Genomic DNA, 22,358 nt, shown 5'->3' with positions numbered 1-22,358 from the left:
GCAAGCATATGACGTGCAAAGCCGTCAGGCGCTCTTTGTGCGGTGTTGCCTTAAGGCACCTCTATTGGAGTTTGAGGGATTCGTATTAGACAATACCGCTGATATGCAAAGCCGCCAGGCGTTCTTTGTGCGGTATTGCCTTTACTGCTTCATTTGCATCAGAACTTTCTCAGTTTCTTCGCCTGTTCCGGCAATACTTCCTGATGTGTCAGATAAATACATGTGGAATTGACTGTCAACGCTGTGACCATCATTGCCAGAGCAGCGAGCAGACCGCCGAAACGGCTGCAAATGTGCATACATTTTGTCATGGTTCCTTCACCTCCTCTTTATAATAGGGAACTTTGTCAAGAATCTGCTTTTCAGATAATTTTTTAGGGCAATACCGTACAAAGCCGTCAGGCACTCTTTGTGCGGTGTTGCCTTAGATCTTCCACACACTATTTTGCGTATTCCTGTTTAAAAGATCCAATGCAAAAATCTGTCATTCAGATTTCGAAACACGATCTGTGGTCATGCTGTAAGTATAATCGCGAAACTCATAAATGGTTTTGCACTGCGAAGTATCTCACTGCTTTTACCACATTTCCCATATGCATTATAACATAATTTCAATCGAAAATTCTTATTATGTAAAAAATAACGTTGGTTTTGTAAAAAACGGTAAAACAGATTCGAATCCGGTCAGTTTACGATACCCCAGCAAATTCCAATGTGGATTTTATATTCCAATACTTCTGTTTCCATACTATAATTTGGTCTGATCAAATTAAGGCAATACCGCACAAAGATTGTGCGTCAGATGCGCCGTCAGATTTTTCGTCAGATGAAACAAAAAGCGCAGTGAATACTTTGTGTATTCACGAGCATTTTTGTGAAATATGACGGAAAAGATGCAAGCATATGACGTGCAAAGCCGTCAGGCGCTCTTTGTGCGGTGTTGCCTTAAGGCAGCACTGCACAAAAAAAACAGCTCCGCACATCATTCGTGCAAAGCTGTTTTACAATATTATTCCACAGAATCCTGGGATTATTTTTCGCCTTTTTTTCGCGAGACGTGATGTTTCTCTCCACTGACATACTGTGAAAAATGATTTTCCAGCATTTCACGCAGAGGAGTTCCTGTATGCATCGGAAAGAAGAATCGATGAATATGTCCCTTTTTGAAACGAATCCGAAAATCTTCCTTCAGTTCTTCCAGCCGAACAACGATATTGGTTTCTGCCGCAAAGGCGCGGATTTTTACCATCAGGTGCGTAGAATAAGCCACATCCAGTACAAACACACCATAGAAAAATCCAATGGCAAAGGAAAACGCCAGATTCTCTGAGAGCCATTCCAAGGCGGACAAAATATGCGGATGCACCAAGAAATAATAGATGGCACTGAGAAGCATCCAGAAAAACGAAAACAGCGGACAGATGATGCCCTTGATATTGCCCCATTGATCGGAATAATCCCACAGTTTGATTTTCATGCCGTGAATAAAAATTATGCCTGCCACGTACTCCAATATTGTAATGGCGGCTGCCATGCCAAGAAACAAGATCAGCTTTTTCAGCCAGGCATTTTCAATCGCAATCAGCGGTTCAAACATTGCTAACAAATACAATACACACAAACTGGAACCATACAAAGGCAGATACGGACCAACCAGAAATCCTGGATTTACCCAGTGATGCGCTGAGAAAAAGCGGCGAAATACCACCTCGATTCCCCACCCCACAACACTGCCGATACAAAACAGAAACGCCAATGTCAAAAATATGTTCATGTCATTCCTCCATCGCACAAAGACTCTGGGCAATCACTATCCAAGTTTCAGATCTGTAACTACGTCTTCGATGATCTCATAATGCTGGTCAATGGCATCTAATCCCATCTCCATATCTCCTAATGCAAAGCTTTTATACAGCTGCGTATGAACACCCACCAGCTTCTGGCGTATCAGCTCTGTACCGCCGGAAAGAATCAGATTCACCTGGGTGGAACAAATCTCCCAGATTGCCTGCATGACGCTTTCCATCAGATGGTTTCCTGTCGCTTCCATCAGCCACATATGGGTTGCCTCATCTGCACGGATATTCTCCAGAATATTGCCGCATTGAATCTGATCCAGATAATTTTTCAATTCCAGGATATCCAGCTGTTCCCGGCGTGCAAATGCCAGAGGCAGTGCTGTGATTTCCATCGCCCGTCGCATCTGACATACTTCTACAGGTGATACTTCCTTCAGCAGCAGTAAAACATGCAAAGACTTGCTCATACTTTCTGACATATTTCCCATGAGCCGATAACCGCCTTCTTTTGAAGGCGCCAGAATCCCCATCGTATTCAGATCCCGGACTGCATCCCGGACTGCGCCCCTGCTCAGCCGCAGTTCCTTCGCAAGTTCTGCCTCAGATGAAATGGCATCGCCTTGGTGCAGCTGACCATTCTGAAGTTTCCTCGTGATCTCATCCAATAAACACAAATAAGAAAATTGTCTGTTGCGCATAATCCTTTTCATCTCCTGTCTTTTCTCCGTATGAAACGTACACTTTCTATTTGCTTGGAACAACCTCATTGTACCATGAAAATATAACAATTCTAACGACATTTATGAAATTTTGGATGATATTTTTATGCACTTTCTCATTTTGGAAAATGATAGAAATTGGAAATAAAAAGTTTCTGCATCAAATGGGTAACTTTTCTTTTGTGTTTTCATATCGGCTTGCAATTCTTGCGACAATGTGATAAAATGATAGGGATATTTCATATGACAAAAGGAAGGGGAAAGGCAATGCAAAATATTATCTTGATCGGTATGCCAGGTTCCGGAAAAAGTACATTGGGGCAAACCCTGGCAGAAAAACTCTCCTATCATTTTATCGACACAGACGATGTGATCATGGAAACCTATGAGAAATCGCTGATGGATCTGATCGAGGAAAACGGAACAGAGGGGTTCATTCAGTTGGAAGGCACTGTGCTCCAGTCCATCCACACCAATCAGGCGATTATTTCCACCGGCGGCAGTGCCGTTTATCACGAAGCTGCCATGGGATATCTCAAAAGCACTGGCACCGTCATATACCTGCACCATGCCCTCGGTGATCTGACCCAGCGTGTGGGAAATCTGGTCACACGGGGTGTTGTTTGCCACAGCGGTTGTACCACCCTGGAAGAACTGTATGCAGAACGCTGCCCATTATATGAACAATATGCGGATGTTACCATAGACCTGACACGCTGTTCGCTGAAAGAATGCAACGAAAAGCTGTTCCAGGCGGCAAAACAGTGCTTGAAAAAGTAACACATATTTCACAACAATAAAAGCGGAATACACGGCGTAACTGCCGGAGGTATTCCGCTTTTTTCATGCAGGAACAAACTGGTTCCGCTGTGCATTGTAAACATAGCCGATGGTGTTCAGCTTTGCAGTGATCTCCGCCGGATCCAGATCCATGGTCTTGCAAAGATCCTCCAGAGAAGCGTAGTGATCCCGGAGCTGGGTATTCAGATAGCTCATAAGGATCACCGGATCATTTGGCACTGCCATTTTCTCACCTCCGAAAAAAGTTCGTACATCATGATACCACAAAAATGGAGATAAGTCAAGGATATCTCAGGAAAGTTTCCCCTGACTATCCCAGTACGCCAGCAGTAGCGTTACCATACGGGAATAGCTCTGTTTGCCGTCGTCCACACCATTGAGTTTCAAGGAAGTATCCATGGCTGCGGAAGAGGTTTCCCGGACAGTCTGGGTCGCCACCACTGCTGGTAAGGTTTCCTGCTTTGTCTCCCAGTAGTCCTCCGGCAGAAAGACAAACATATCCTGCTGTACCTCATCACAAAGGGTATCCAGCACCGCATCTTTCCCGGTGATATCCCTGGAAACCACTGCATTCTGGACATATTCCAGTGCAGCAATGGTGCCGCTGTACTGAAAATCAATGCTGTCGCTGCCAGTACATGCAAGGTATGCCAGAAAACCGGCTTCGTCCTCCTGGATTCTGCCGCGCAGATGGGACAGTTCATGACAAACAGTATTGGGCTTGTTGATATCCAGCATATCGCCGTTATAATTTGCTTCCAGTGTAAATGGAAAATAAATCCCAGCCAGATTCATCTGACTCATGATATAGGATGCGCCGATCTCCTTTGGTTGCGGATAATTTCCCTGAAACTGAGAATAAGTCTCCCCTAGCTTCTGCATGGCGGCATTGGCTGTCTCATAGAGATCGTCCTGCAACACAAAGCTGCCGTTTTCATTCCGCTGCACCTGAGGTGCCAGTTCGTTCGCCGTTTCCACCAGGTCGCTGTACAATATCAGCAATTCCTGCCCGGTATAGTCACGCATCTGGAAATATTGTTCTCCGAAAGGCGTGGCGTGGTACAGAATAAAGCAATTGCATGTTTCTGTGACCAGTATGTACGTCAAAATCCAACCCACCGCACGCCCGAAGCCGCAACTGATCTTCCAGCGTTTTCCTCTGGCAAAAATCATGCACAGTACAAACGCCAGCGGCAGGGCAATAACCAGAAACAGGGCAATGGCGATCAGCACTTCTCCCACGGAAAAAGGAATCCAGCCGCAGAACCTTGAGAAAATACGGCTCAGCTGTGGGAAAACAGTTTCAGCATACCAGTTAGAAAAAGATGTGCTGCACCATGCCAGCAGATTCAATAATACCATGAGCACAATGACAGCGATCATGCAGCATGTGCTTTTTCGTAGGGAAGGATGTTTCCGTGTTTTGCATTTTGCACTGTCTTTCGAAGGTGAAGTTATCACAAGTCAAACACTCCTCACTTTATCAGAATATCCTTTTCCCCGACTTGATTTTTCCTGATTTCACCTAGGAGAATCCCCACGTTGTCCCCGGCAGAGGCTGTGTTTACCATTTTGCGAAAAAATGCAATCCCCATTACAGAAACCTCCCGGCTGGTTCCGTCGATGCGCTGTAATGTTAGGATATCGCCTACTTTAACAGTACCGCATTCCACATTTCCAGTAACGACAGTTCCCCTGCCGGAAATGGAGAAAACATCCTGAACAGTGAAACGAAAAGTTACGTTTTCCCCGAAATTGCAAAACAAGGATGCAGTCTTTTCCTGCTTCTCTCGTTCTTCATAGTATAATTCAACGTCAGTTTTCGGCTTTTTCAAGAAATCAAAAAATCCCATTCCGTTCACCTCTAAAGATCCATTTCTAAGGAAGTTCCATACAGTTCTGCCAGACGCAGTGCACAGTCCAGAACAGGTGCCTGAACACCGGATCGTTCCACGATCACCCGGCACTGTTCCAGATGTTCTGCCGGGATAGATTCTGATTCAAACTCGTCAATTTGCAGATGACAAAATCGATTCCACTTTGGAAAAACGTTTTCCCACAACTGTAGGAACTCCTCTTCCGGAAGAATAGCTGTCAAACAATTGGGTTTTTCTTCAGTATCAAAACTGTACTCTTGCACACCTTGAGCATTTTTCGGAATAGTCAAAAAGTGCTGATGATGCCCGGACTTCATATCTGTCGGAAATGATTTTGCCGCGGGATAATGCCGCTTCTGCTTTGTGAAAATATACCGTGTGGGAACGAAATATGTTTTCAACACTTCAAAATATTGCCTGCCATATTTTTTTCGAAACCAGCAGAGATAGATTTTCCAGAACTCTCTCCGGTTCCATTCCGGATGTTGCAGCATTTCCGGCACATTATGTACTGCATCGAAGAAATCTGCAATCTTCTGCCCGATATTTTCCTGAAAAAGCTGTTCCAGTGTCAAAAGGCAGTACAAAAGGATCACCTGATGCTCTGACAAAGGCTGATGTTCCAGATATGCCCGAAGTTCTGAGATACGCTGCTGTCGCTGTTCCGATTCTTCGGTGACAGTTCCTGAAAACCCACCCCAGGACAAGCATCGAAAAAACACAAAATGCTCCTGTAATTCCTGATAAAGAAACGTTTTCATACATTCTCTCACTGCCGTTCCAGCCCATACTTCGCATAAAATGCATCCACATCATCTTCATTGCGCACCAATTCCGCAAAACACAGCCGTTTTTCCGCCGTACTGTAAAAGCCGATGGTGGTTTCGCCTGTGCAGGTACTGGATTCCATGCGAATGGATTCCGGCGTAAAGCCGTCCGGAATGGGAAGCGGTTTTGATTTTTTGTGGAAAAGACTCATAGTAATCCCCCTTATTCCAGATAATCGTTTGAAAAACAAAGAGTGCCGGCAAACCAAACTCCACCGACACCCCATATTTTCTCTGATTACGAAGCAATAAATGCGCTGAACGCACGATAAGTCATATACACATCCAGCTTGGAGACCACCTCAAAAGGTGCGTGCATAGACAGCACCGGCACGCCAACATCAATGGTGTCGATGTCCAGATTTGCAATATATGCCGCAACGGTTCCGCCGCCGCCTGCATCGACCTTGCCAAGCTCTCCTGTCTGCCATACAACACCATCGGCATCCAGTACCCGGCGGATCGTACCCACAAATTCCGCCGAAGCATCTGACGTGCCGGACTTACCACGTGCGCCGGTGAACTTTGTCACGCAGACACCGTGATTCAGATAAGCGCAGTTCTTCTGCTCCATGACATCTGGGAAGGTCGGGTCAAATGCCGCATTGACATCTGCCGACAGACACTGGGATGCATGCATGACATGGCGTCCCTTTTCGCCGAAGCAATCCGCCAGATCTTCCAGGAAGTAAGGGAGATAGGAGGAACACAAACCTGTATTACCGTCGCTGCCCGTTTCCTCCTTGTCTGTCAGAATCGTCACAGCTGTGTGCACCGGTATTTTGCAGTCCAGCAGTGCACGCAGTGCCGGATAAGCGCAAACACGGTCATCGTGTCCATATCCGCCGATCATGCTGCGGTCAAATCCCAGTTCCCGCACCGGAAACGCCGGAACTGCTTCCAGCTCTGCCGACAGGAAATCGGTCTCAGTCATGCCGTACTTTTCATTTAAAATGCTGAGAATGTTCAGCTTCACCTGTTCGCTCTCCTCGTCCTGATTAAAGGGCATAGAGCCAACGAGAATGTTCAGTTCCTCGCCCCGGACGATCTCATTTGCCGGGCGTTTCATCTGCTGAGGTGCCAGATGAGGCAGAAGATCTGTAACACAGAATACCGGATCGCCGGCATCCTCGCCGATATTTACTTCAACCGAAGTGCCATCTGCCTTTACCACAACGCCGTGCAGAGACAGCGGAATGGTCGTCCACTGGTATTTCTTAATACCGCCGTAATAGTGGGTCTTGAACATTGCCAGCTCGTGATCTTCGTACAGTGGGTTCTGCTTCAGATCCAAGCGGGGTGAATCAATGTGCGCTGCGCAAAGACGCACACCCTCACGGATGGGGGCAGTACCGATAACGGCGGCAATCACAGCCTTGCCCCGGTTGTTTACATAGATCTTGTCGCCGGCTTTCAAGGACATACCCGGTGCAAAAGGCTTGAACCCGTCCTGTTCCAGCAGTGTCACAGCATTCTTGACTGCCTCACGCTCTGTCTTGGATGCATTCAGAAAAGCCATGTAATCCGCTGCAAACGCCATGCTTGCTGCAAGCTCTTCCCCGGAGATCCGGTTTGCGCCGTGTTTCGCCGCTGCAAACAGCTGTTCTTTCTTTTCCTTTGCTGCTGATGTTTTTTCTTCCATCTGAAATTCCTCCATTCTCAATGCTTTTTGGTACTCTTATGAAGAAAAGTCATACGAGTACGCCGAACTTGGTCTCATAATACCGGATGAGCTTTGCAGACAATTCCTGCGCTGCTTCTTCCAGTTCTGAAAAGGTTGTATTATTTTCAAGCACAGTGTCCGAATGCTCCCGGAAAAAGGATTCGCTGTGCTGCATCTGCATCCGCTTCTGTGCCGCTTCTTCAGAAATGTGATCCCGGTTCATGATCCGATGTTTCCGCAGTTCCGGCTCTGCCACCACGGAAATAATGAGATCGCAGAAATCATCTGCCCGGCTTTCGAACAGTGTAGGCGCATCCAGCAGGATCAGCTTGTGATTCTGCTGGGAAAAGCGGTGAATCATCCGCAGGATCTCTCCCATGATATAGGGATACATAATGGTATTGAGCATTTCGAGTTTATGATGATCTGAAAAAGCAATGGCAGCCATTGCCTTGCGATCCAGTTCGCCGTCTGCTGTCAGAATCACATCCGAGAAGCACTCCCGGAGATCCGCCAGACAATGGGAACCACGCTTTACCACCAGACGGGAAATCGCATCTGCATCAATGAGCCGGAAGCCGTTCTGCACAAATACTTTGGACACTGTGCTTTTTCCGGCACCCGTCTGCCCGGTCAGACCGATTACCATAACTCCGTCGAGACTGTTCATACCTGTATCACCTCAAATCCTGCCGCACGAATGAGACGATTATAGACGGCCAGACCGATCCCTTCCGGCTTCGGCGCACGGACATAGACCTTCTGTGCACCCATATCGTCAAATTCACGCAATTTTGAAAAAATCTGCTGTGCCTGCTCCTGTCCGTCTGAACCATATGTCAGGCACGGCACGGAAAGCTCCTTCCCTTCGCCGTCAAACACAAGGGCGCAGATACCTGTCTCCGACTGCTGCTGAACCAGATCTGCAAATGCATTCCATGTACCTTCCACAAGAACCACATGGGCATTTGGTGAATAATGCTGATACTTCATCCCCGGCGACCGCACAGTCTGCCCTTCCTGCAGCTGATGCAGAATGGCAGGATCCAACGTCACGTGGGGAACGACTGCTTCCAGCATTTCCGCAGTCACAAATCCAGGCCGCAGAATCCGCACAGTATCCGCATTTTCCAGCGCAATGACCGTGGATTCAACGCCCACGGAACAGGCACCGCCGTCCACTACCGCTGCGATTTTCCCCTGCATATCCCGCATCACATGCTCTGCTGTGGTAGGACTGGGATAGCCGGAAATATTGGCAGAAGGCGCCGCAATGGGTACGCCGGACAGCAAAATCAGCGCACGTGCCACCGGATGAGAGGGCATACGAATCCCCACAGTATCCAGACCGCCGGAGGTGATTTCCGGAATCTGCGCCTGCTTCGGCAAAATCATCGTCAGAGGCCCCGGCCAGAACCGCTCTGCCAGCTTTTCTGCCAGAGGCGGCACTTCCGCAGCAATCTCCCCCAGCTGACGCATATCCGCAAGATGAACGATCAGGGGATTGTCTGCCGGTCTGCCCTTTGCAGCGAAAATCTGCCGCACTGCCTGAGGATTTCTGGCATCTGCGGCAAGACCATATACCGTTTCTGTAGGAATGCCCACAACCTGGCCATTTTTGAGTAACTCGGCAGCCTCCAGCAAATCAGAAGCACAATCCGAAAGTCGTTTCGTTTCCACGTTATTACGCCTCTTCCTGCTGCCCTGCCAGCCGTTCCAGTTCGTCTGCTGTGGCGAGAGCGTCAAATACTTCGTCTAAATTTCCATTCATGATATCCTCCAGCCGGTACAATGTCAGACCGATCCGATGATCTGTCATGCGTCCCTGGGGGAAATTATAGGTACGGATCCGCTCGGAACGATCTCCAGTACCCACCTGCATTTTACGTTCCGATGCAATTTTGTCATTCTGTTCCCGGAGCATTTGCTCATACAGACGGGAACGAAGGATCTTCATTGCCTTATCCTTATTTTTATACTGACTTCTCTCGTCCTGGCATTCCACCACAAGCCCTGTGGGCAGATGGGTGATCCGCACTGCCGATTCCGTCTTATTGATATGCTGTCCGCCGGCACCGCTGGCACGGAACACATCGATCCGCAGATCGGTGGGCTGGATCTCTACAGCCACCTCATCTGCCTCAACCAGGACAGCAACTGTTACCGTGGAAGTATGGATACGTCCCTGGGATTCCGTCTCAGGTACACGCTGTACCCGATGGACACCGCTCTCGTATTTTAGCCGGGAATAGGCCCCCTCTCCCTCAATGGAAAAACTGATCTCCTTATAGCCTCCCAGTTCTGTCTCATTGGCATTCAGCACTTCCTGTTTCCAGCCCTGTGTTTCGGCATACATGGTATACATCCGGTACAAGGATGCTGCAAACAGGGATGCTTCGTCACCTCCGGCGCCGCCCCGGATCTCAATGACTACATTCCGGTCATCATCAGGATCTTTCGGCAAAAGAAGCCGCTTCAGTTCTTCCTGAAGCGTATCCATTTCCGCCTTGCTGCTCTCCAGTTCTGCCTGTGCCATTTCTCGAAGCTCTGCATCGGTCTCGGCATCCAGCAGTTCCTTTGCCTCATTATAATTATTCTGCGCACACAGATAAGCATGATACTTTTCCATAATGGACTGCATATGTTTATATTCCCGCATTAGCTGCGCATACTGCTGATTGTCCGACATCACATCCGGATCCATCATTTTTTCCTGCATGAGATGATAGTTTTCTTCCATCTGCCGAAGCTTTTCAAGCATGCCGCTTTCCTGCCTTTCTTCTGTTTTCTGCGTACACATTTTTTCGTGAATGATTATATTGTCAGTTCCCTGATGTCTCACGCTGAATCTGCTTGATCCGGCGTTCGATCTTATTTCTCGGCACCATGAATTCTCTGCCGCATCCGGTACAGCGAAGCTTGAAATCCATTCCTGCACGGATCACATACATGGTATTACTGCCGCAGGGATGCGGTTTTTTCATCACCAGAATATCCGCCGGCCGCACGTCCACTGCCGATCCCTCCTTGCCTGCACTGCGTTCGAATCACATAAGTACTCTCTATTATACCCCATTTCTTCAAATAAGGCAATATCTTCGGAAGATATTTTTTTGTCTTTGTATAAAAATAATAAAAGCGCACGTGAAAATCCGGTGAAGTTTCATAAAATCAAAGAGTGTTTTTCCACAATTTACAAGTATTATTCTTGTTTTGCACTACAGTTTTTCTTTCCTGCGACATTTCTGCCCCATTGCATAATCTGTGTTGTCTGAACATACACTAAACCAATCCGACTATCGCCGGAAGTTCCGCCGACAGTCACAACTTCACAAATTTGTTGACAATATATTTTCAGGGAGGTCAAAATGAACAACTATTTACCGGAAGGAAGCCGGCTCCACACAGCCGAAAATCAGGCTGCATTACATAGCGTTGCAGCTATGGAACACGCCATGTATGCCGGAACCATCTTAGAAGCCAGAGCCATTCTCTGCGACAATTCCCACGATCTGACTGTACAGCTGCCCTGTATGAAAGGGCGCATTCCCCGGGAAGAAGGCGCTATGGGCATTGCTGAGGGAACCACAAGGGATATCGCACTCATTGCCCGTGCCGGAAAGCCGGTCTGTTTCCGCATCCTGCGTATGGAGACGGACGAAACCGGCGAACCCATTGCCATACTCTCCCGCCGTTCGGTACAGGAAGAATGCTGGGCGAAGTATTTATCCCAGTGCAGACCGGGAGACATTATTCCGGCGAGGGTGACTCATCTGGAACGCTTTGGCGCATTTGTGGATATCGGCTGCGGTATTCCGTCCCTCCTTCCCATTGATACGATCTCTGTGTCCCGTATCGCACATCCAAGAGATCGGTTTACCGTGGGACAATCCATTCGTGCTATTGTACGCCAGGTAGAACCCAACCGTATTCACCTGACCCACCGGGAACTGCTGGGCACATGGGAAGAAAATGCCGCACAGTTTTCCGCCGGGCAGACAGTCGCAGGCATCATTCGTTCCGTAGAATCCTACGGTATTTTTGTGGAACTGACACCCAATCTCGCCGGACTGGCAGAGCCGCACGAAGGTGTTTCCACCGGACAGTGCGCCAGCGTCTATATCAAAGCCATTCTGCCAGAAAAAATGAAGGTGAAGCTGATCCTCATCGACGCCTTTGAGCATACGGATCCCCCGGCGCCTATGCAATATTTCATCCAGGATGACCATATCGACCGTTGGCAGTACACCCCGGAGAAGTCCGGCAGGCTCATTGAAACTGTTTTTACAGAACAATAAAAGTAATTCTGCAACACTATCACACCATTTTCCATTGCATTGCATAAATTGAAAGAGAAGCAGAATGCTTCCCAATCTTTCCATGGAAAAGAGGTCAATGAAATGCCAAAGGTTTTTTTGAGTCCATCCACACAGGAGTGGAATGAATACGTAGGCGGCGGAAACGAAGAACAATATATGAATCTCATTGCAGACCGCATGGAGCCATATCTGCGTTCCAGCGGTATTGCATTTGTCCGGAACGACCCTGACCGGAATGTCGCTGGTGCCATTGCTGATTCCAATGCCGGCTATTTCGATGTGCATCTGGCACTTCACAGCAATGCGGCACCGGAAAGTCTCGCCGGAAAGCTCCGGGGCATTGACATTTACTATTCTCCCTATGACAAATATAGCGAAACGCTGGCAGTCATTACGGCAAACAATTTCATGAGTATCTATCCCCTGCCGGATAAGGTCACATCACGTCCTACCACAACTCTGGGCGAAGTGACTCAGACAAAAGCGCCGGCAATTCTCTGCGAGATCGGCTATCATGACAACGAAGAGGATGCCAACTGGATTCGCAACAATCTGACTACCATTGCCATCAATCTGGTGCAGTCTCTGTGCGACTATTTCGGCATCCCTCTCATTGAAGCCGGCCCCGTTTTCCGGGGAACAGTCGTCACAGACGGCAGCGGTCTGAATATCCGCAGCTTTCCGTCCGTGCAAGGACAGATCATCGGTTCCATTCCCAACGGCGGTATCGTGACAGTATACAGCCGCACCAACGGATGGGATGTTGTCTCCTATCAGGGCATTATCGGTTATGCCAGCAGTGAATTTATTGTTATCTGAGCAACGTATCAGATACTTGTTTCTATCCGGCAATTTGCGTAAGACGGTCTGCTCCCACTTATAGAGTTATGGGCATCTCTAAAAACCCCGAATCCGTCAGATGTGGCGTAAAGATGCACCACAGATGACGGGTGTGCGGATTTTTAGAGGTGCCTTTATGCTATGACATGAAAACCAATCTGTAAAAACATGATGCGCTCAGCCTTGCATTTTTCTCCTGTTTCGGGTATAATAAAAGAAAACCATTGAACGGGAGTGTGTATGTCCATGAAAGACGGATTCATTAAAATCGCCTGTGTCACGCCGCCGCTTCGGGTGGCGGATTGTACCTATAACGTGCAACAGATCATTGCCCACGCCAAGGAAGCCGCTTCTGCCGGCGCAAAACTCATTGTATTTCCGGAGCTTTGCATTACCGGATACACCTGCGGTGACCTGTTCCTGCAAAATACCCTCATCCAGGGGGCACTGGATGCACTGCTGACAATTTTGCAAGAGACGAAAGATCTGCCTGCCATTGTCATCGTAGGACTGCCCTATGCCCACGGCAACGGACTGTATAACTGCGCCGCTGTCTGCTATGAGGGCGATATTCTGGGCATGGTGCCCAAGCAGAATATTCCCAATTACAGCGAATTCTATGAAATACGGCATTTTGCATCCGGGCCGGATGCATCCTGGAACTGTCCCCAGTCCTATCTTCGCATTCGGGATGCCCATGGACTCGGTACGGTGAAATTCGGCGCAAAACAGCTTTTCACCTGTACGGAACTGCCGGATTTTGTATTCGGCGTGGAGATATGCGAGGATGTCTGGGTCGGCGATACCCCTTCCGTCTATATGGCAAAGGCTGGAGCAACTATTATTGTCAACCTCTCATGCAGCGATGAAATCATCGGCAAGGAGGACTATCGCCGCACCATACTCAAAGCAAAATCCGGCAGTCTCCTGTGCGCCTATGCCTATGCAGATGCCGGCTTCGGGGAATCTACCCAGGATATGGTCTTTGCCGGGCACAACCTGATCCTGGAAAACGGCTCACTTCTGGCGGAATCCCAGCTGTTTACCCTGGGGATCCTCTATGCCGATGTGGATGTCCAGCGGCTTGCCGGAGAACGCCGCCGTTCCAACACATTCCAGCAGCTGGTAAATGAAAATATCGTTGCCACCGCTTTTTCTATGGCTCTAGAGGAAACCAAGCTGACACGCTGGATCGACCCGTCTCCTTTTGTACCCAAGGTTGACAAAGAGCTTTCCCAGCGCTGCGAAAAAATCCTTACCCTACAGGCAACGGGACTTGCCACACGTCTGAAGCACATCGGCTGCAAAACCGCTGTGGTTGGTTTGTCCGGCGGACTGGACTCCACCCTGGCATTGATCGTTATGGTACACGCCTTCCGCATCTGCGGACTGGATCCCTCCGGCATGATTGCCGTGACCATGCCCTGCTTTGGTACGACTGACCGCACCTATCAGAACGCCTGCCGTCTGGCAAAGGCATATGGCGCAACGCTGCGGGAAATCCCCATCCAGGACAGTGTCCGGCAGCACTTTGCAGATATCGGACATGACGAAGTTGTCCACGATGTGACCTATGAAAATTCCCAGGCACGGGAACGTACCCAGGTGCTCATGGATCTGGCAAACCAGACTGGCGGTATCGTTATCGGTACAGGCGATCTGTCCGAGCTGGCACTGGGCTGGGCAACGTACAACGGCGATCATATGAGCATGTATGCGGTGAATGCCTCTATCCCCAAAACCCTGGTGCGGTATCTGGTAGCATATGAGGCATCCCAGACAGAGGATACCCTTTCTGCCGTGCTGCGGGATGTACTGGACACCCCGGTCAGCCCGGAACTTCTGCCGCCGGAACAGGATGGCACCATTGCCCAGAAGACCGAAGATATTGTGGGACCATATGCACTCCATGACTTTTTCCTGTATTATGTCCTGCGTCTGGGCTTTGCGCCCCACAAAATCTACCGGCTGGCGCAAATTGCATTCAAAGGCACCTACGATGATACCACCATCCTGAAATGGCTGAAAAAATTCTACTGGCGGTTCTTCTCCCAGCAGTTCAAACGGAGTTGTCTCCCGGACGGTCCCAAAGTGGGCAGCGTGACCCTGTCTCCCAGAGGCGACTGGCGTATGCCCAGCGATGCTTGCGTAACATTGTGGCAGAAGGATCTGGAATCTCTGGAAGCATAAAAAAAGCGCATAGAACGGATCAACATCACCGTCTATGCGCTTTCTTTTTATCGTGAAAAAACGAAATTCAATTTTCAACTGTAAAATCGTGCCATTTTCAAGACATCCAGATCAAACCAGGTGCGCACCGAGTCCGGCAACCACGAGCTTTTCAGCAGCAGCGGCGTGAGATACAATGCAGCAAGCCCGAAAAGCACGCCCAGAACAGCACCGCATACCACGTCGGAGGGATAATGTGCACCCAGATACAGTCTGGAAAAGGCGATCAGCACCGCCAGGGTCATTGCCGTCAGACCAATCCAGAGAGGCAACATACTCAGAAATACAGTCGCCACCGCAAAGGAACTGGAAGTATGTCCGGACGGAAAGGAAAAATCCCTTGGTCTCCGGATCAGCACGATCAGATTCTGGATCCTGTCATGAGGACGTGCACGCGCCACCAGATGTTTCAGCATAGCATTGTTGATCAAAATGGAAAACAGCAGTGACAGCAGTGCGGTCACAGATGCACGCCGGGTCTCAGGACGAAGCAGCAGACAGGCGCATGCTGTCAGCCAGATAATGCCGCCGTTCCCCAGAAATGTCGCAATTTTCATAGTCAGCGTCAGCCCGGCACGCCGAAAATGCTCCTGGAGCCATAAGAGCGCCCGGCGATCCCAGTTTCGTAGATTTTGCAGCATACTGTCCACCTTCTTTCTGTTCCGATCCGTACAGACCATGCAAATACGCTTGTATCTATTTTTTATTAGTATACCACAGCTATGATGAAAATGCAAGGCTGGAGCCAAATTATTCTTAGACTTTATGATTTTTTAACGTATGTTTCCTATGCATTTAAAAATAGTAAAATTTAGATATTACGATCTATAGCCAATCCAGCAAAGGCAATACCATACGAAGTCGCCAGGCGCTCTTTGTGCGGTGTTGCCTTATAAGTTATGCAGTATCCCACGAAATTCCAAGATACATTAAAGTTGCAAATACCCAGCAAAAAATTGTACATTTATACTGCGCATGTAAAAAAGTATTGACATAGCAAAAAAAATATGGTACAATAAGTACAAAATTTAAATCCTTGGAGGAGGATATCATGAGAAGAATTGCGAAAAAATTGCTGACAGTCCTGACTGCCGGCGCAATGACCGTAAACGGCATAATGATGAGCTCATTGACATCTCTTGCTGCTGACGGCACGAAATACGAACTGGAATCCGGTACAGTTACCGGCACCGTCAAGGATGACGCGAGTGCTTCCGGCGGAAGCTATGTTTTCTTTGAAAACAGCGGCGAAAAAGCAACGGTTACTGTTCCTATTCAGACAACTGGTATGTATGACATCATTGTTGGTTATTCCTCACCCTATGGTGATAAAATCGAATTTGTCACAGTGAACGGTGTGAATTCCGGCTCTTTCAGCTGTTCTAGCACCGATGAAGGCGAATGGGTAGAAGCAAATACAGGTACTGTTAAGCTGACTGCCGGTGACAATGAAATCGGTGTGGAATGCAGCTGGGGATGGGTCAACATCGACTATATCCGTGTGGAGGCAGCAACTCTGCCGGAAGTGGTCGCAACAGACACTGCTTGCTGCGATCCGGAAGCAACTGCGGAAACCCAGAAGCTCATGGAATACCTTTCTACTGTATACGGCAAAAATGTTCTCTCTGGTCAGCAGGAATTTTACGGCGAATCCAGAGATGACGAATTCAATTATATCCAGGAAATGACCGGTGAGCTTCCGGTAATCCGTGGTTTCGACTTTGGTGAGACCTGCCCGCTGTATGCATGGGATGCCGGCACATCCGGTCGTATCATCAGCTGGGTCAAGGATTCCGGCGGTATCGCAACGGCAAGCTGGCACATCAATGTTCCTACCAGCATGAGCGACTACACAGTAGGCAGTACGTTGGCTTTTGATAAGACAACCTATTCTGAAAAGACTGATTTTGTCACTGCAAACTGCATGGTTGAAGGTACAAAAGAATATGAGTATTTCCTCCTTGCTGTAGATAATCTTGCAACACAACTGAAAAAAGTAGCAGATGCAGACGTTCCGCTTCTGTTCCGCCCGTTCCACGAAGCAGAGGGTAACGGCGGTGCTGACGGCAGCGGCGCATGGTTCTGGTGGTCGAAGGAAGGCGCAGATGTCTATGTTCAGTTGTATCAATACCTGTACGACATACTGACAAAGGAATATGGTCTGCACAACCTCATCTGGGAATTCAACAGCTACACCTACAGCGATGATTCTGCACTGTTCTATCCGGGTGCTGACTATGTTGATATCATCGGCTACGACAAGTACAATGCTAAGAACTGGACTACTGGTGTGACCACACCGAATGAAAGTGCAATTTCTTCCACCTTCTATGGTCTGATCAAGATGTATAACAATACAAAAATGATCGCTATGATGGAGAATGACACAATTCCGTCTGTTGAGAACATGATCTCCGAGAGCGCATACTGGCTGTACTTTATGCCCTGGTATGGCGAGCATCTGATGGATTCCAATTACAACAATCCTACTACATTGACAGAAGTTTATCAGAGCGATCTGGTAATCACACTGGACGAATTCAAAGAAGCATATGCAGCATTCAAGCCGTCGGGTACGACCGTCAGCCGTGAGACAACTGCAAGCACCTCCAGAACAACAACTACAACTAAAACAACACCCGCACCGGATCCCAGCAAGGGTGACCCGGGCAGCATTGCTGTTAAGGCTGGCAACTATAATGTTACTTTCGACAGAGCGATTGGTGATACTGTGATCCTGGACTTCACCTGCCCGGATTCTGTCACCTATGCAAACGGCTGTGTTGGCATTTCTGTCAATGTAGACGGCACAGACTATTGGGTATCCTATAAATGGGAAATTGACGGTGCAGGCGACATCGCATTCAAGCTGGATGAACCCTTTGAGATTTCCTACAATGCAGGCGCTGACAAGGTCGAGGATGCAGACCAGATTGCAAAGATCAGTGCAGTTGCACAGGAACAGAACACCGCACAGGTTCAGGTATGGTGGGCGAATGATGGCGATGAGAATTCTGTAAAGACCTCTGAAATCGTTCTGATCGGCGCATATCTGCCGAAATCCGACACATCGGATACAACCGCATCTTCCGGCAGCGAAACCACAACTACAACTACAACAACAACAACAACAACAACTAGTGCAAATCCGGCAGCTACCGTTCCGGCTGACGTAACAGAAAACAACGGTAACTATGACATCACATTTGACAGAGCCATCGGCGATACGGTGATTCTGGACTTTATCATAGCACCTGGAGGCTCCGTTTCTTATGCAAACGGCTGTGTTGGTATTTCTGTAACGGTAGACGGCACAGAATACTGGGTATCCTACAAGTGGGAAATGGATCAGGTCGGCGAGATCACTGTAACATTGGATAAGCCCTTTGAAGTTTCCTACAATGACGGCGCAGATAAGGTAAAAGATGCAGACAAGATCGCTGCCATCAGCGCTGCTGCACAGAAGCAGAACACCGCACAGGTTCAGGTATGGTGGGCAAATAACACCGGCGGCGACTCTGTTCCCACTGATCAGATTGCTCTGAACGGTGCTTATCTCCCGCTTTCCAACAGCGACAGCTCAGATACCACAACAGAGTCCGCTGCTACTACCACCACTACGACAGAAACTACCACTGTTTCTTCCGGTGATACAACCCTGGCTTCTGAATCTGAAACAACTACAACAACTACCCAGTCAAGCAGCAACAACGGTGATGTAGAGCCTACACTGTACGGTGACATCAATGTAGACGGCAGAGTTGACATTACAGACGCTGTCCTGCTGAACAAGGCTGTTGCTGGTCAGGTGAAGCTGTCCGATCAGGCTGCTGCAAATGCAGACTGCTTTAAAAACAACGAAGTGAACGGTGATGACAGCATCACCCTGCTGAAATTCCTGGTTCACCTGGTAGACTCTATTCCTGTAAACGGATAACAAGCATACCGCATAAATACAATCTATACTTATTCAAAAAAGACTGTTCCGTACTGGAGCAGTCTTTTTTCTATGGCAATACCGCATAAAAAAGAGCCATTGCAAGAACGGCTCTTTCTGTGTAATTAATTTCTCCATTGCTTCCGATAGGAACCGGCAGAGATTCCTTCTGTTGTACGGAAAATCCGATTAAAATAGCTGGAATCGTGAATGCCGCACCTTTCAGCAATTTCATCCACTTGCAAATCCGTAAAGCGCAGCAGCTTTTTCGCATAATTCATGCGGCACTGATTGATAAACTGAACAATGGTTACACCATATTTTTTCTTAAATCCACGAAGCATATAAAATTTGCTGATCTCAAATTTCTGGCTCAATTCTTCCAGCGTAATTTTATCTGCAAAATGTTCCTCCAGATATCGGTGAATCTGTCCCCACTTTTCTGACATTTCACCGACAGAACGGCGAAATTCACCTGTATTTGCCGTCACCAGCTGCGTTACGATCTGAGTAAGATACTGAGATACAAACAATTCAAAATCCGGCGGCTGTTTCAGAACAGATTCTTTGATCTGTTCAAACTTTGGCAGAAAATGTGCGGCTGCCCTGGGAATCACAATTGAAGAATGTCGCTGGCGAAACATTTCGTACAGCGCTGGCATGGCATAGCCGTTCCAGTGAACCCAAGAAAATTGCCATGGATCGGATTCGCTGCTGCAATGGGAATACGGCTGATGACAATCGAGGAAAACAATATCACCCTGCCGTACAGTATAGGATTCATTGCCTACTGTAAACACACCACTGCCTTTTTGTATCAGCACCAGAAGATAGGAATCCAGCGAATCACGAGCATTCCGGTGAGACTGCTTGCATGTTAAGGTGCCGATTTCCTGCACATAGAATAACGCTTTTCGCGCAAGTCCGGAAGGCGTGCAAAGAATTCGTTCTGATCTTGTCCACGCATTCTCCACAGTCTCTATGTATTCCTGCGTATCCATTTAGCAATCACATCTCCCCAAAATGTTATACTATCATATTACCAAATTTTTGAGAAAAAGTCAAGTACATTATGAGAACTTTCACAATGCAATTAGAAATCTCTTTATTAGAATTGTCAGATATGTACAAAAAGCATCACAGGCTTCTGTTTCCTGTGATGCTCAGATGCATTATAATGAAGTTTCCTGTTTTCGATCATTTTTGGTGCAGATCCAGACGCAAAAATAAAAAATCAGGATTACTGCCAGGGCACTTCCTGCGTTCAGAAAAGATTCCGAACAGGAGAAATGTCTCCCTGCGATCGGAATTTTTTGCAGTTCGTCCAAAAATGCCACTGCTATACAACACAATATCGGTGGCAGCATCCGTTTCCACATGGCATATCGTTCCAGAAGCAGCTGCCAAAGCATTGCAAAAATGCAGCCGAGGACGGCATAGAGAAACACATGCGCCATTTTTCGCAGAAACAGATTCAGATGGTTCAACTGTTCCGCCGTCGGTGTATCGTAGATCCAGCCGCCAATTTTCCGGGCAAAGACCATGCTGTCACGCAGAGTCTCCGTGCCATTTGCAGTGGAAAGCTTCCACATGAGCAACAGCCAGGCAGCCATCACAATAAGTAGCATAAAAACTTTTTTCTGATTGCGCACCCATTCTCACATCCTTTGCATTGCATTTTTCACTTTGTTGAAAACAATTTTTATAGTCAGCTGCGCAGTGCAAGCAGTTCTTCCGGTGTAAAGGTATACTGTTTTTTACAGAAATGGCAGTTGACATCCACTGATTTGCCTTCTGCCGCAAGCTTTGTCAGTTCCTCATTGCCCAGAGCAGTCAGCACACGCTCTGTCCGTTCCCGGCTGCAATCGCAGTGATAGTGCACCTCTGCCTCATCCAACAGGTTGGGCTCCAGACCATCCAGCAGACGGAGTGCAATCTGTTCTGTGGTCATGCCCTGTTCCATCATAACTGTCACCGGCGGCAGGGTTTTCAGATTCTGTTCAATGGTGTCAATGCAGGCGTCACTGGCAAAAGGCAGCACCTGGATCAGAAATCCTCCTGCAACTTTCACTGTCAGATCCGGATTCACCAGCACACCCAATCCGCAGACCGTAGGTGTCTGCTCACTGGTGGCAAAATACTGCGCTATATCCTCGGCAATTTCCCCGGAAACCAGGGGTACCATACCTACATACGGCTCTTTCAGCCCCAGATCTTTCACCACAGAAAGAGTACCATCTGTACCGACTGCACCGCCTACATCCAGTTTCCCCTGGGCATTCAGCGGCAGTTCCACGATAGGCTGATCCACATCTGCTTTGACATTGCCGTGACTATCTGCCACAGCAACCAGCATTCCTGCCGGACCGCCACCCTTGACACGAAGTGTCACGCTGTCGCTTTCACTTTTCAGACCATAGCCCATCATACTCGCTGCAATGGACAGCCGTCCCAATGCCGCTGTCATCACCGCAGACGTCTCGTGGATCTGCTCCATTTCTGAGATCATATCTGTTGCATCCACTGCACATGCCACAACAGAGGCATCCTTTGCAATAACACGTTTCAAAATTCCCATATTATGCTTCCTTTCTTGCAACCACTACCATGCGTTCGCTGTCATCCCGCAGAGGTTCCTTGGTGTCCGCATGATATACACCAACAACAGAAAAACCAACCTCCAACAAAGCCGCTGTCACCTGTTCCGGCGCATAGGCACGCTCTGTCAGCGTTTCCTCCTGGCGACAATAGCGTCCATCCTCGCACAACTGGAACAATTCCAGTGTAATCTCGACAGTACAGCCATCCTCTTGCAGGGCATTTTCCCAGACACAGTATACCTCGTCTGTCTCATAGATATACACCTGATTCCCCAGCAATTCCCGGTGTTTGTACAGCGTATTCATATCGAATACGAACAAACCGCCCGGTTCCGTAACATCAGCCACACGCTGGAACACCTTCTGCACATCAGAAAGATCCGGCAGATGGTTTAAGCTATCCAGGGTGCAGATGGTCACATCTACTGTACCGTACAGTTCCAACTCACGCATATCCTGCTGCACATACTGGATAGGCAGTCCGTGAGTGATTTTCTTCTCCATTGCCTGGCTCAGCATTCCAGCAGAATAATCCACGCCAATCATGTCATAGCCACGCTTTGCCATTTCCTCCGTCATGGTACCCGTGCCGCACGCCAAATCCAGCATAACATTTCCCTCTGAGCGAAGATTTTCCCGGATCAGAGCGTCCAGATATGCCGCACGTGCCGGATAGTCTACGTTTTCCGTCAGAGTGTCATAGTAAAAGGAAAACGTCTCATAACCTGTTTCCGCCATAAGTCCTCC

General features: G+C 48.2%; 23 protein-coding genes. 5 read left to right on the top strand and 18 right to left on the bottom strand.

The window, feature by feature from the left end; genetic code table 11:
* Nucleotides 1–158: 158 nt before the first annotated feature.
* The 3 genes from Q0418_RS02330 to Q0418_RS02320 form a co-directional block, all read right to left on the bottom strand.
* A complete protein-coding gene (locus tag Q0418_RS02330; RefSeq protein ID WP_298481934.1) occupies nt 159–311 on the bottom strand; it encodes a cyclic lactone autoinducer peptide in 153 nt (50 codons plus the stop codon).
* Nucleotides 312–1,030: 719 nt separating this feature from the next.
* Nucleotides 1,031–1,774 carry a putative ABC transporter permease gene (locus Q0418_RS02325; RefSeq protein ID WP_298481933.1) on the bottom strand — a complete coding sequence of 248 codons (744 nt, stop codon included), beginning with the start codon at nt 1,772–1,774 and terminating at the stop codon, nt 1,031–1,033.
* A gap of 36 nt (nt 1,775–1,810) precedes the next feature.
* Nucleotides 1,811–2,497 (bottom strand): FadR/GntR family transcriptional regulator, encoded by a 687-nt coding sequence (locus Q0418_RS02320; RefSeq protein ID WP_298481932.1) that lies wholly within the window; start codon nt 2,495–2,497, stop codon nt 1,811–1,813.
* Between the two features lie 288 nt (nt 2,498–2,785).
* Here Q0418_RS02320 and Q0418_RS02315 point away from each other — a divergent pair, with 288 nt between their 5' ends.
* Entirely contained in the window at nt 2,786–3,298 is a 513-nt protein-coding gene (locus tag Q0418_RS02315) for a shikimate kinase (RefSeq protein WP_298481931.1), read from the top strand.
* A 63-nt stretch (nt 3,299–3,361) separates the two neighbouring features.
* Here Q0418_RS02315 and Q0418_RS02310 read toward each other — a convergent pair whose 3' ends face one another.
* The 10 genes from Q0418_RS02310 to Q0418_RS02265 form a co-directional block, all read right to left on the bottom strand.
* Complete coding sequence (locus tag Q0418_RS02310) at nt 3,362–3,544, bottom strand: DUF4250 domain-containing protein (protein ID WP_298481930.1); 183 nt, start codon at nt 3,542–3,544, stop codon at nt 3,362–3,364.
* Between the two features lie 66 nt (nt 3,545–3,610).
* Nucleotides 3,611–4,702 carry a DUF3810 domain-containing protein gene (locus Q0418_RS02305; RefSeq protein WP_298481929.1) on the bottom strand — a complete coding sequence of 364 codons (1,092 nt, stop codon included), beginning with the start codon at nt 4,700–4,702 and terminating at the stop codon, nt 3,611–3,613.
* A 92-nt stretch (nt 4,703–4,794) separates the two neighbouring features.
* Nucleotides 4,795–5,172 (bottom strand): EF-Tu/IF-2/RF-3 family GTPase, encoded by a 378-nt coding sequence (locus Q0418_RS02300; RefSeq protein ID WP_298481928.1) that lies wholly within the window; start codon nt 5,170–5,172, stop codon nt 4,795–4,797.
* A gap of 11 nt (nt 5,173–5,183) precedes the next feature.
* Complete coding sequence (locus Q0418_RS02295; protein ID WP_298481927.1) at nt 5,184–5,957, bottom strand: hypothetical protein; 774 nt, start codon at nt 5,955–5,957, stop codon at nt 5,184–5,186.
* 8 nt (nt 5,958–5,965) lie between these two features.
* Nucleotides 5,966–6,175, bottom strand: a complete 210-nt coding sequence (locus tag Q0418_RS02290) for a hypothetical protein (protein WP_298481926.1) — start codon at nt 6,173–6,175, stop codon at nt 5,966–5,968.
* Nucleotides 6,176–6,261: 86 nt separating this feature from the next.
* Entirely contained in the window at nt 6,262–7,665 is a 1,404-nt protein-coding gene (locus tag Q0418_RS02285; RefSeq protein ID WP_298481925.1) for an aminopeptidase, read from the bottom strand.
* Between the two features lie 49 nt (nt 7,666–7,714).
* Nucleotides 7,715–8,356 carry a dephospho-CoA kinase gene (gene coaE, locus Q0418_RS02280; RefSeq protein WP_298481924.1) on the bottom strand — a complete coding sequence of 214 codons (642 nt, stop codon included), beginning with the start codon at nt 8,354–8,356 and terminating at the stop codon, nt 7,715–7,717.
* Nucleotides 8,353–9,366, bottom strand: a complete 1,014-nt coding sequence (locus Q0418_RS02275; protein ID WP_298481923.1) for an L-threonylcarbamoyladenylate synthase — start codon at nt 9,364–9,366, stop codon at nt 8,353–8,355. Before Q0418_RS02275 ends, coaE begins: the two co-directional genes overlap by 4 nt.
* 4 nt (nt 9,367–9,370) lie before the next feature.
* Nucleotides 9,371–10,447, bottom strand: coding sequence for a peptide chain release factor 1 (gene prfA / locus Q0418_RS02270; protein ID WP_298481922.1), 1,077 nt, complete (start codon nt 10,445–10,447; stop codon nt 9,371–9,373).
* A gap of 61 nt (nt 10,448–10,508) precedes the next feature.
* Nucleotides 10,509–10,700: a DUF951 domain-containing protein gene (locus tag Q0418_RS02265; RefSeq protein ID WP_298481921.1), complete on the bottom strand. Its 192-nt coding sequence runs from the start codon at nt 10,698–10,700 to the stop codon at nt 10,509–10,511.
* Nucleotides 10,701–11,054: 354 nt separating this feature from the next.
* Here Q0418_RS02265 and Q0418_RS02260 point away from each other — a divergent pair, with 354 nt between their 5' ends.
* The 3 genes from Q0418_RS02260 to Q0418_RS02250 all read left to right on the top strand — a co-directional run bounded on the left by Q0418_RS02260 (nt 11,055) and on the right by Q0418_RS02250 (nt 15,035).
* A complete protein-coding gene (locus tag Q0418_RS02260) occupies nt 11,055–11,984 on the top strand; it encodes a S1 RNA-binding domain-containing protein (protein ID WP_298481920.1) in 930 nt (309 codons plus the stop codon).
* 102 nt (nt 11,985–12,086) lie between these two features.
* Nucleotides 12,087–12,824 (top strand): N-acetylmuramoyl-L-alanine amidase, encoded by a 738-nt coding sequence (locus Q0418_RS02255; RefSeq protein WP_298481919.1) that lies wholly within the window; start codon nt 12,087–12,089, stop codon nt 12,822–12,824.
* Nucleotides 12,825–13,091: 267 nt separating this feature from the next.
* On the top strand, nt 13,092–15,035 hold the full coding sequence (locus Q0418_RS02250) for an NAD(+) synthase (RefSeq protein ID WP_298481918.1): 1,944 nt from the start codon (nt 13,092–13,094) through the stop codon (nt 15,033–15,035).
* A gap of 74 nt (nt 15,036–15,109) precedes the next feature.
* Here Q0418_RS02250 and Q0418_RS02245 read toward each other — a convergent pair whose 3' ends face one another.
* Nucleotides 15,110–15,715, bottom strand: coding sequence for a phosphatase PAP2 family protein (locus Q0418_RS02245; RefSeq protein WP_298481917.1), 606 nt, complete (start codon nt 15,713–15,715; stop codon nt 15,110–15,112).
* Between the two features lie 410 nt (nt 15,716–16,125).
* On the opposite strand from Q0418_RS02245, the gene Q0418_RS02240 reads away from it, so the two are divergent.
* Nucleotides 16,126–19,011, top strand: coding sequence for a glycosyl hydrolase (locus Q0418_RS02240; RefSeq protein WP_298481916.1), 2,886 nt, complete (start codon nt 16,126–16,128; stop codon nt 19,009–19,011).
* 125 nt (nt 19,012–19,136) lie between these two features.
* On the opposite strand, the gene Q0418_RS02235 is transcribed toward Q0418_RS02240, so the two are convergent.
* From Q0418_RS02235 to Q0418_RS02220, 4 genes are all read right to left on the bottom strand, one after another.
* A complete protein-coding gene (locus Q0418_RS02235; protein WP_298481915.1) occupies nt 19,137–20,012 on the bottom strand; it encodes an AraC family transcriptional regulator in 876 nt (291 codons plus the stop codon).
* Nucleotides 20,013–20,183: 171 nt separating this feature from the next.
* Nucleotides 20,184–20,639 (bottom strand): VanZ family protein, encoded by a 456-nt coding sequence (locus Q0418_RS02230; RefSeq protein ID WP_298481914.1) that lies wholly within the window; start codon nt 20,637–20,639, stop codon nt 20,184–20,186.
* Between the two features lie 80 nt (nt 20,640–20,719).
* The gene (hslO, locus tag Q0418_RS02225) at nt 20,720–21,589 is read right to left on the bottom strand and encodes an Hsp33 family molecular chaperone HslO (protein ID WP_298481913.1); all 870 of its coding nucleotides are present in this window, start codon (nt 21,587–21,589) and stop codon (nt 20,720–20,722) included.
* Between the two features lies 1 nt (nt 21,590).
* Entirely contained in the window at nt 21,591–22,349 is a 759-nt protein-coding gene (locus tag Q0418_RS02220) for a class I SAM-dependent methyltransferase (RefSeq protein WP_298481912.1), read from the bottom strand.
* Nucleotides 22,350–22,358 lie beyond the last annotated feature (9 nt).

Origin of the sequence: uncultured Ruminococcus sp., assembly GCF_937915125.1 — a bacterium.
In the GTDB taxonomy this organism is placed as follows: Bacteria; Bacillota; Clostridia; order Oscillospirales; family Ruminococcaceae; genus Ruminococcus_C.
The sequence above is the reverse complement of the archived record's forward strand: the minus strand, read 5'-3'. Positions and strand labels throughout refer to the sequence as shown.

Bases quoted from the DNA above. Each gene is read 5' to 3' on its own strand.
- Q0418_RS02320 (WP_298481932.1), bottom strand. From the start codon at position 2,497: ATGCGCAACAGACAATTTTCTTATTTGTGTTTATTGGATGAGATCACG.
- Q0418_RS02325 (WP_298481933.1), bottom strand. From the start codon at position 1,774: ATGAACATATTTTTGACATTGGCGTTTCTGTTTTGTATCGGCAGTGTT.
- Q0418_RS02245 (WP_298481917.1), bottom strand. From the start codon at position 15,715: ATGCTGCAAAATCTACGAAACTGGGATCGCCGGGCGCTCTTATGGCTC.
- Q0418_RS02285 (WP_298481925.1), bottom strand. From the start codon at position 7,665: ATGGAAGAAAAAACATCAGCAGCAAAGGAAAAGAAAGAACAGCTGTTT.
- Q0418_RS02230 (WP_298481914.1), bottom strand. From the start codon at position 20,639: ATGCTACTTATTGTGATGGCTGCCTGGCTGTTGCTCATGTGGAAGCTT.
- Q0418_RS02220 (WP_298481912.1), bottom strand. From the start codon at position 22,349: ATGGCGGAAACAGGTTATGAGACGTTTTCCTTTTACTATGACACTCTG.
- Q0418_RS02260 (WP_298481920.1), top strand. From the start codon at position 11,055: ATGAACAACTATTTACCGGAAGGAAGCCGGCTCCACACAGCCGAAAAT.
- prfA (WP_298481922.1), bottom strand. From the start codon at position 10,447: ATGCTTGAAAAGCTTCGGCAGATGGAAGAAAACTATCATCTCATGCAG.
- Q0418_RS02295 (WP_298481927.1), bottom strand. From the start codon at position 5,957: ATGAAAACGTTTCTTTATCAGGAATTACAGGAGCATTTTGTGTTTTTT.
- Q0418_RS02310 (WP_298481930.1), bottom strand. From the start codon at position 3,544: ATGGCAGTGCCAAATGATCCGGTGATCCTTATGAGCTATCTGAATACC.
- Q0418_RS02235 (WP_298481915.1), bottom strand. From the start codon at position 20,012: ATGGATACGCAGGAATACATAGAGACTGTGGAGAATGCGTGGACAAGA.
- Q0418_RS02330 (WP_298481934.1), bottom strand. From the start codon at position 311: ATGACAAAATGTATGCACATTTGCAGCCGTTTCGGCGGTCTGCTCGCT.
- Q0418_RS02290 (WP_298481926.1), bottom strand. From the start codon at position 6,175: ATGAGTCTTTTCCACAAAAAATCAAAACCGCTTCCCATTCCGGACGGC.
- Q0418_RS02240 (WP_298481916.1), top strand. From the start codon at position 16,126: ATGAGAAGAATTGCGAAAAAATTGCTGACAGTCCTGACTGCCGGCGCA.
- Q0418_RS02255 (WP_298481919.1), top strand. From the start codon at position 12,087: ATGCCAAAGGTTTTTTTGAGTCCATCCACACAGGAGTGGAATGAATAC.
- Q0418_RS02300 (WP_298481928.1), bottom strand. From the start codon at position 5,172: ATGGGATTTTTTGATTTCTTGAAAAAGCCGAAAACTGACGTTGAATTA.
- Q0418_RS02250 (WP_298481918.1), top strand. From the start codon at position 13,092: ATGAAAGACGGATTCATTAAAATCGCCTGTGTCACGCCGCCGCTTCGG.
- hslO (WP_298481913.1), bottom strand. From the start codon at position 21,589: ATGGGAATTTTGAAACGTGTTATTGCAAAGGATGCCTCTGTTGTGGCA.
- Q0418_RS02305 (WP_298481929.1), bottom strand. From the start codon at position 4,702: ATGATCGCTGTCATTGTGCTCATGGTATTATTGAATCTGCTGGCATGG.
- coaE (WP_298481924.1), bottom strand. From the start codon at position 8,356: ATGAACAGTCTCGACGGAGTTATGGTAATCGGTCTGACCGGGCAGACG.
- Q0418_RS02315 (WP_298481931.1), top strand. From the start codon at position 2,786: ATGCAAAATATTATCTTGATCGGTATGCCAGGTTCCGGAAAAAGTACA.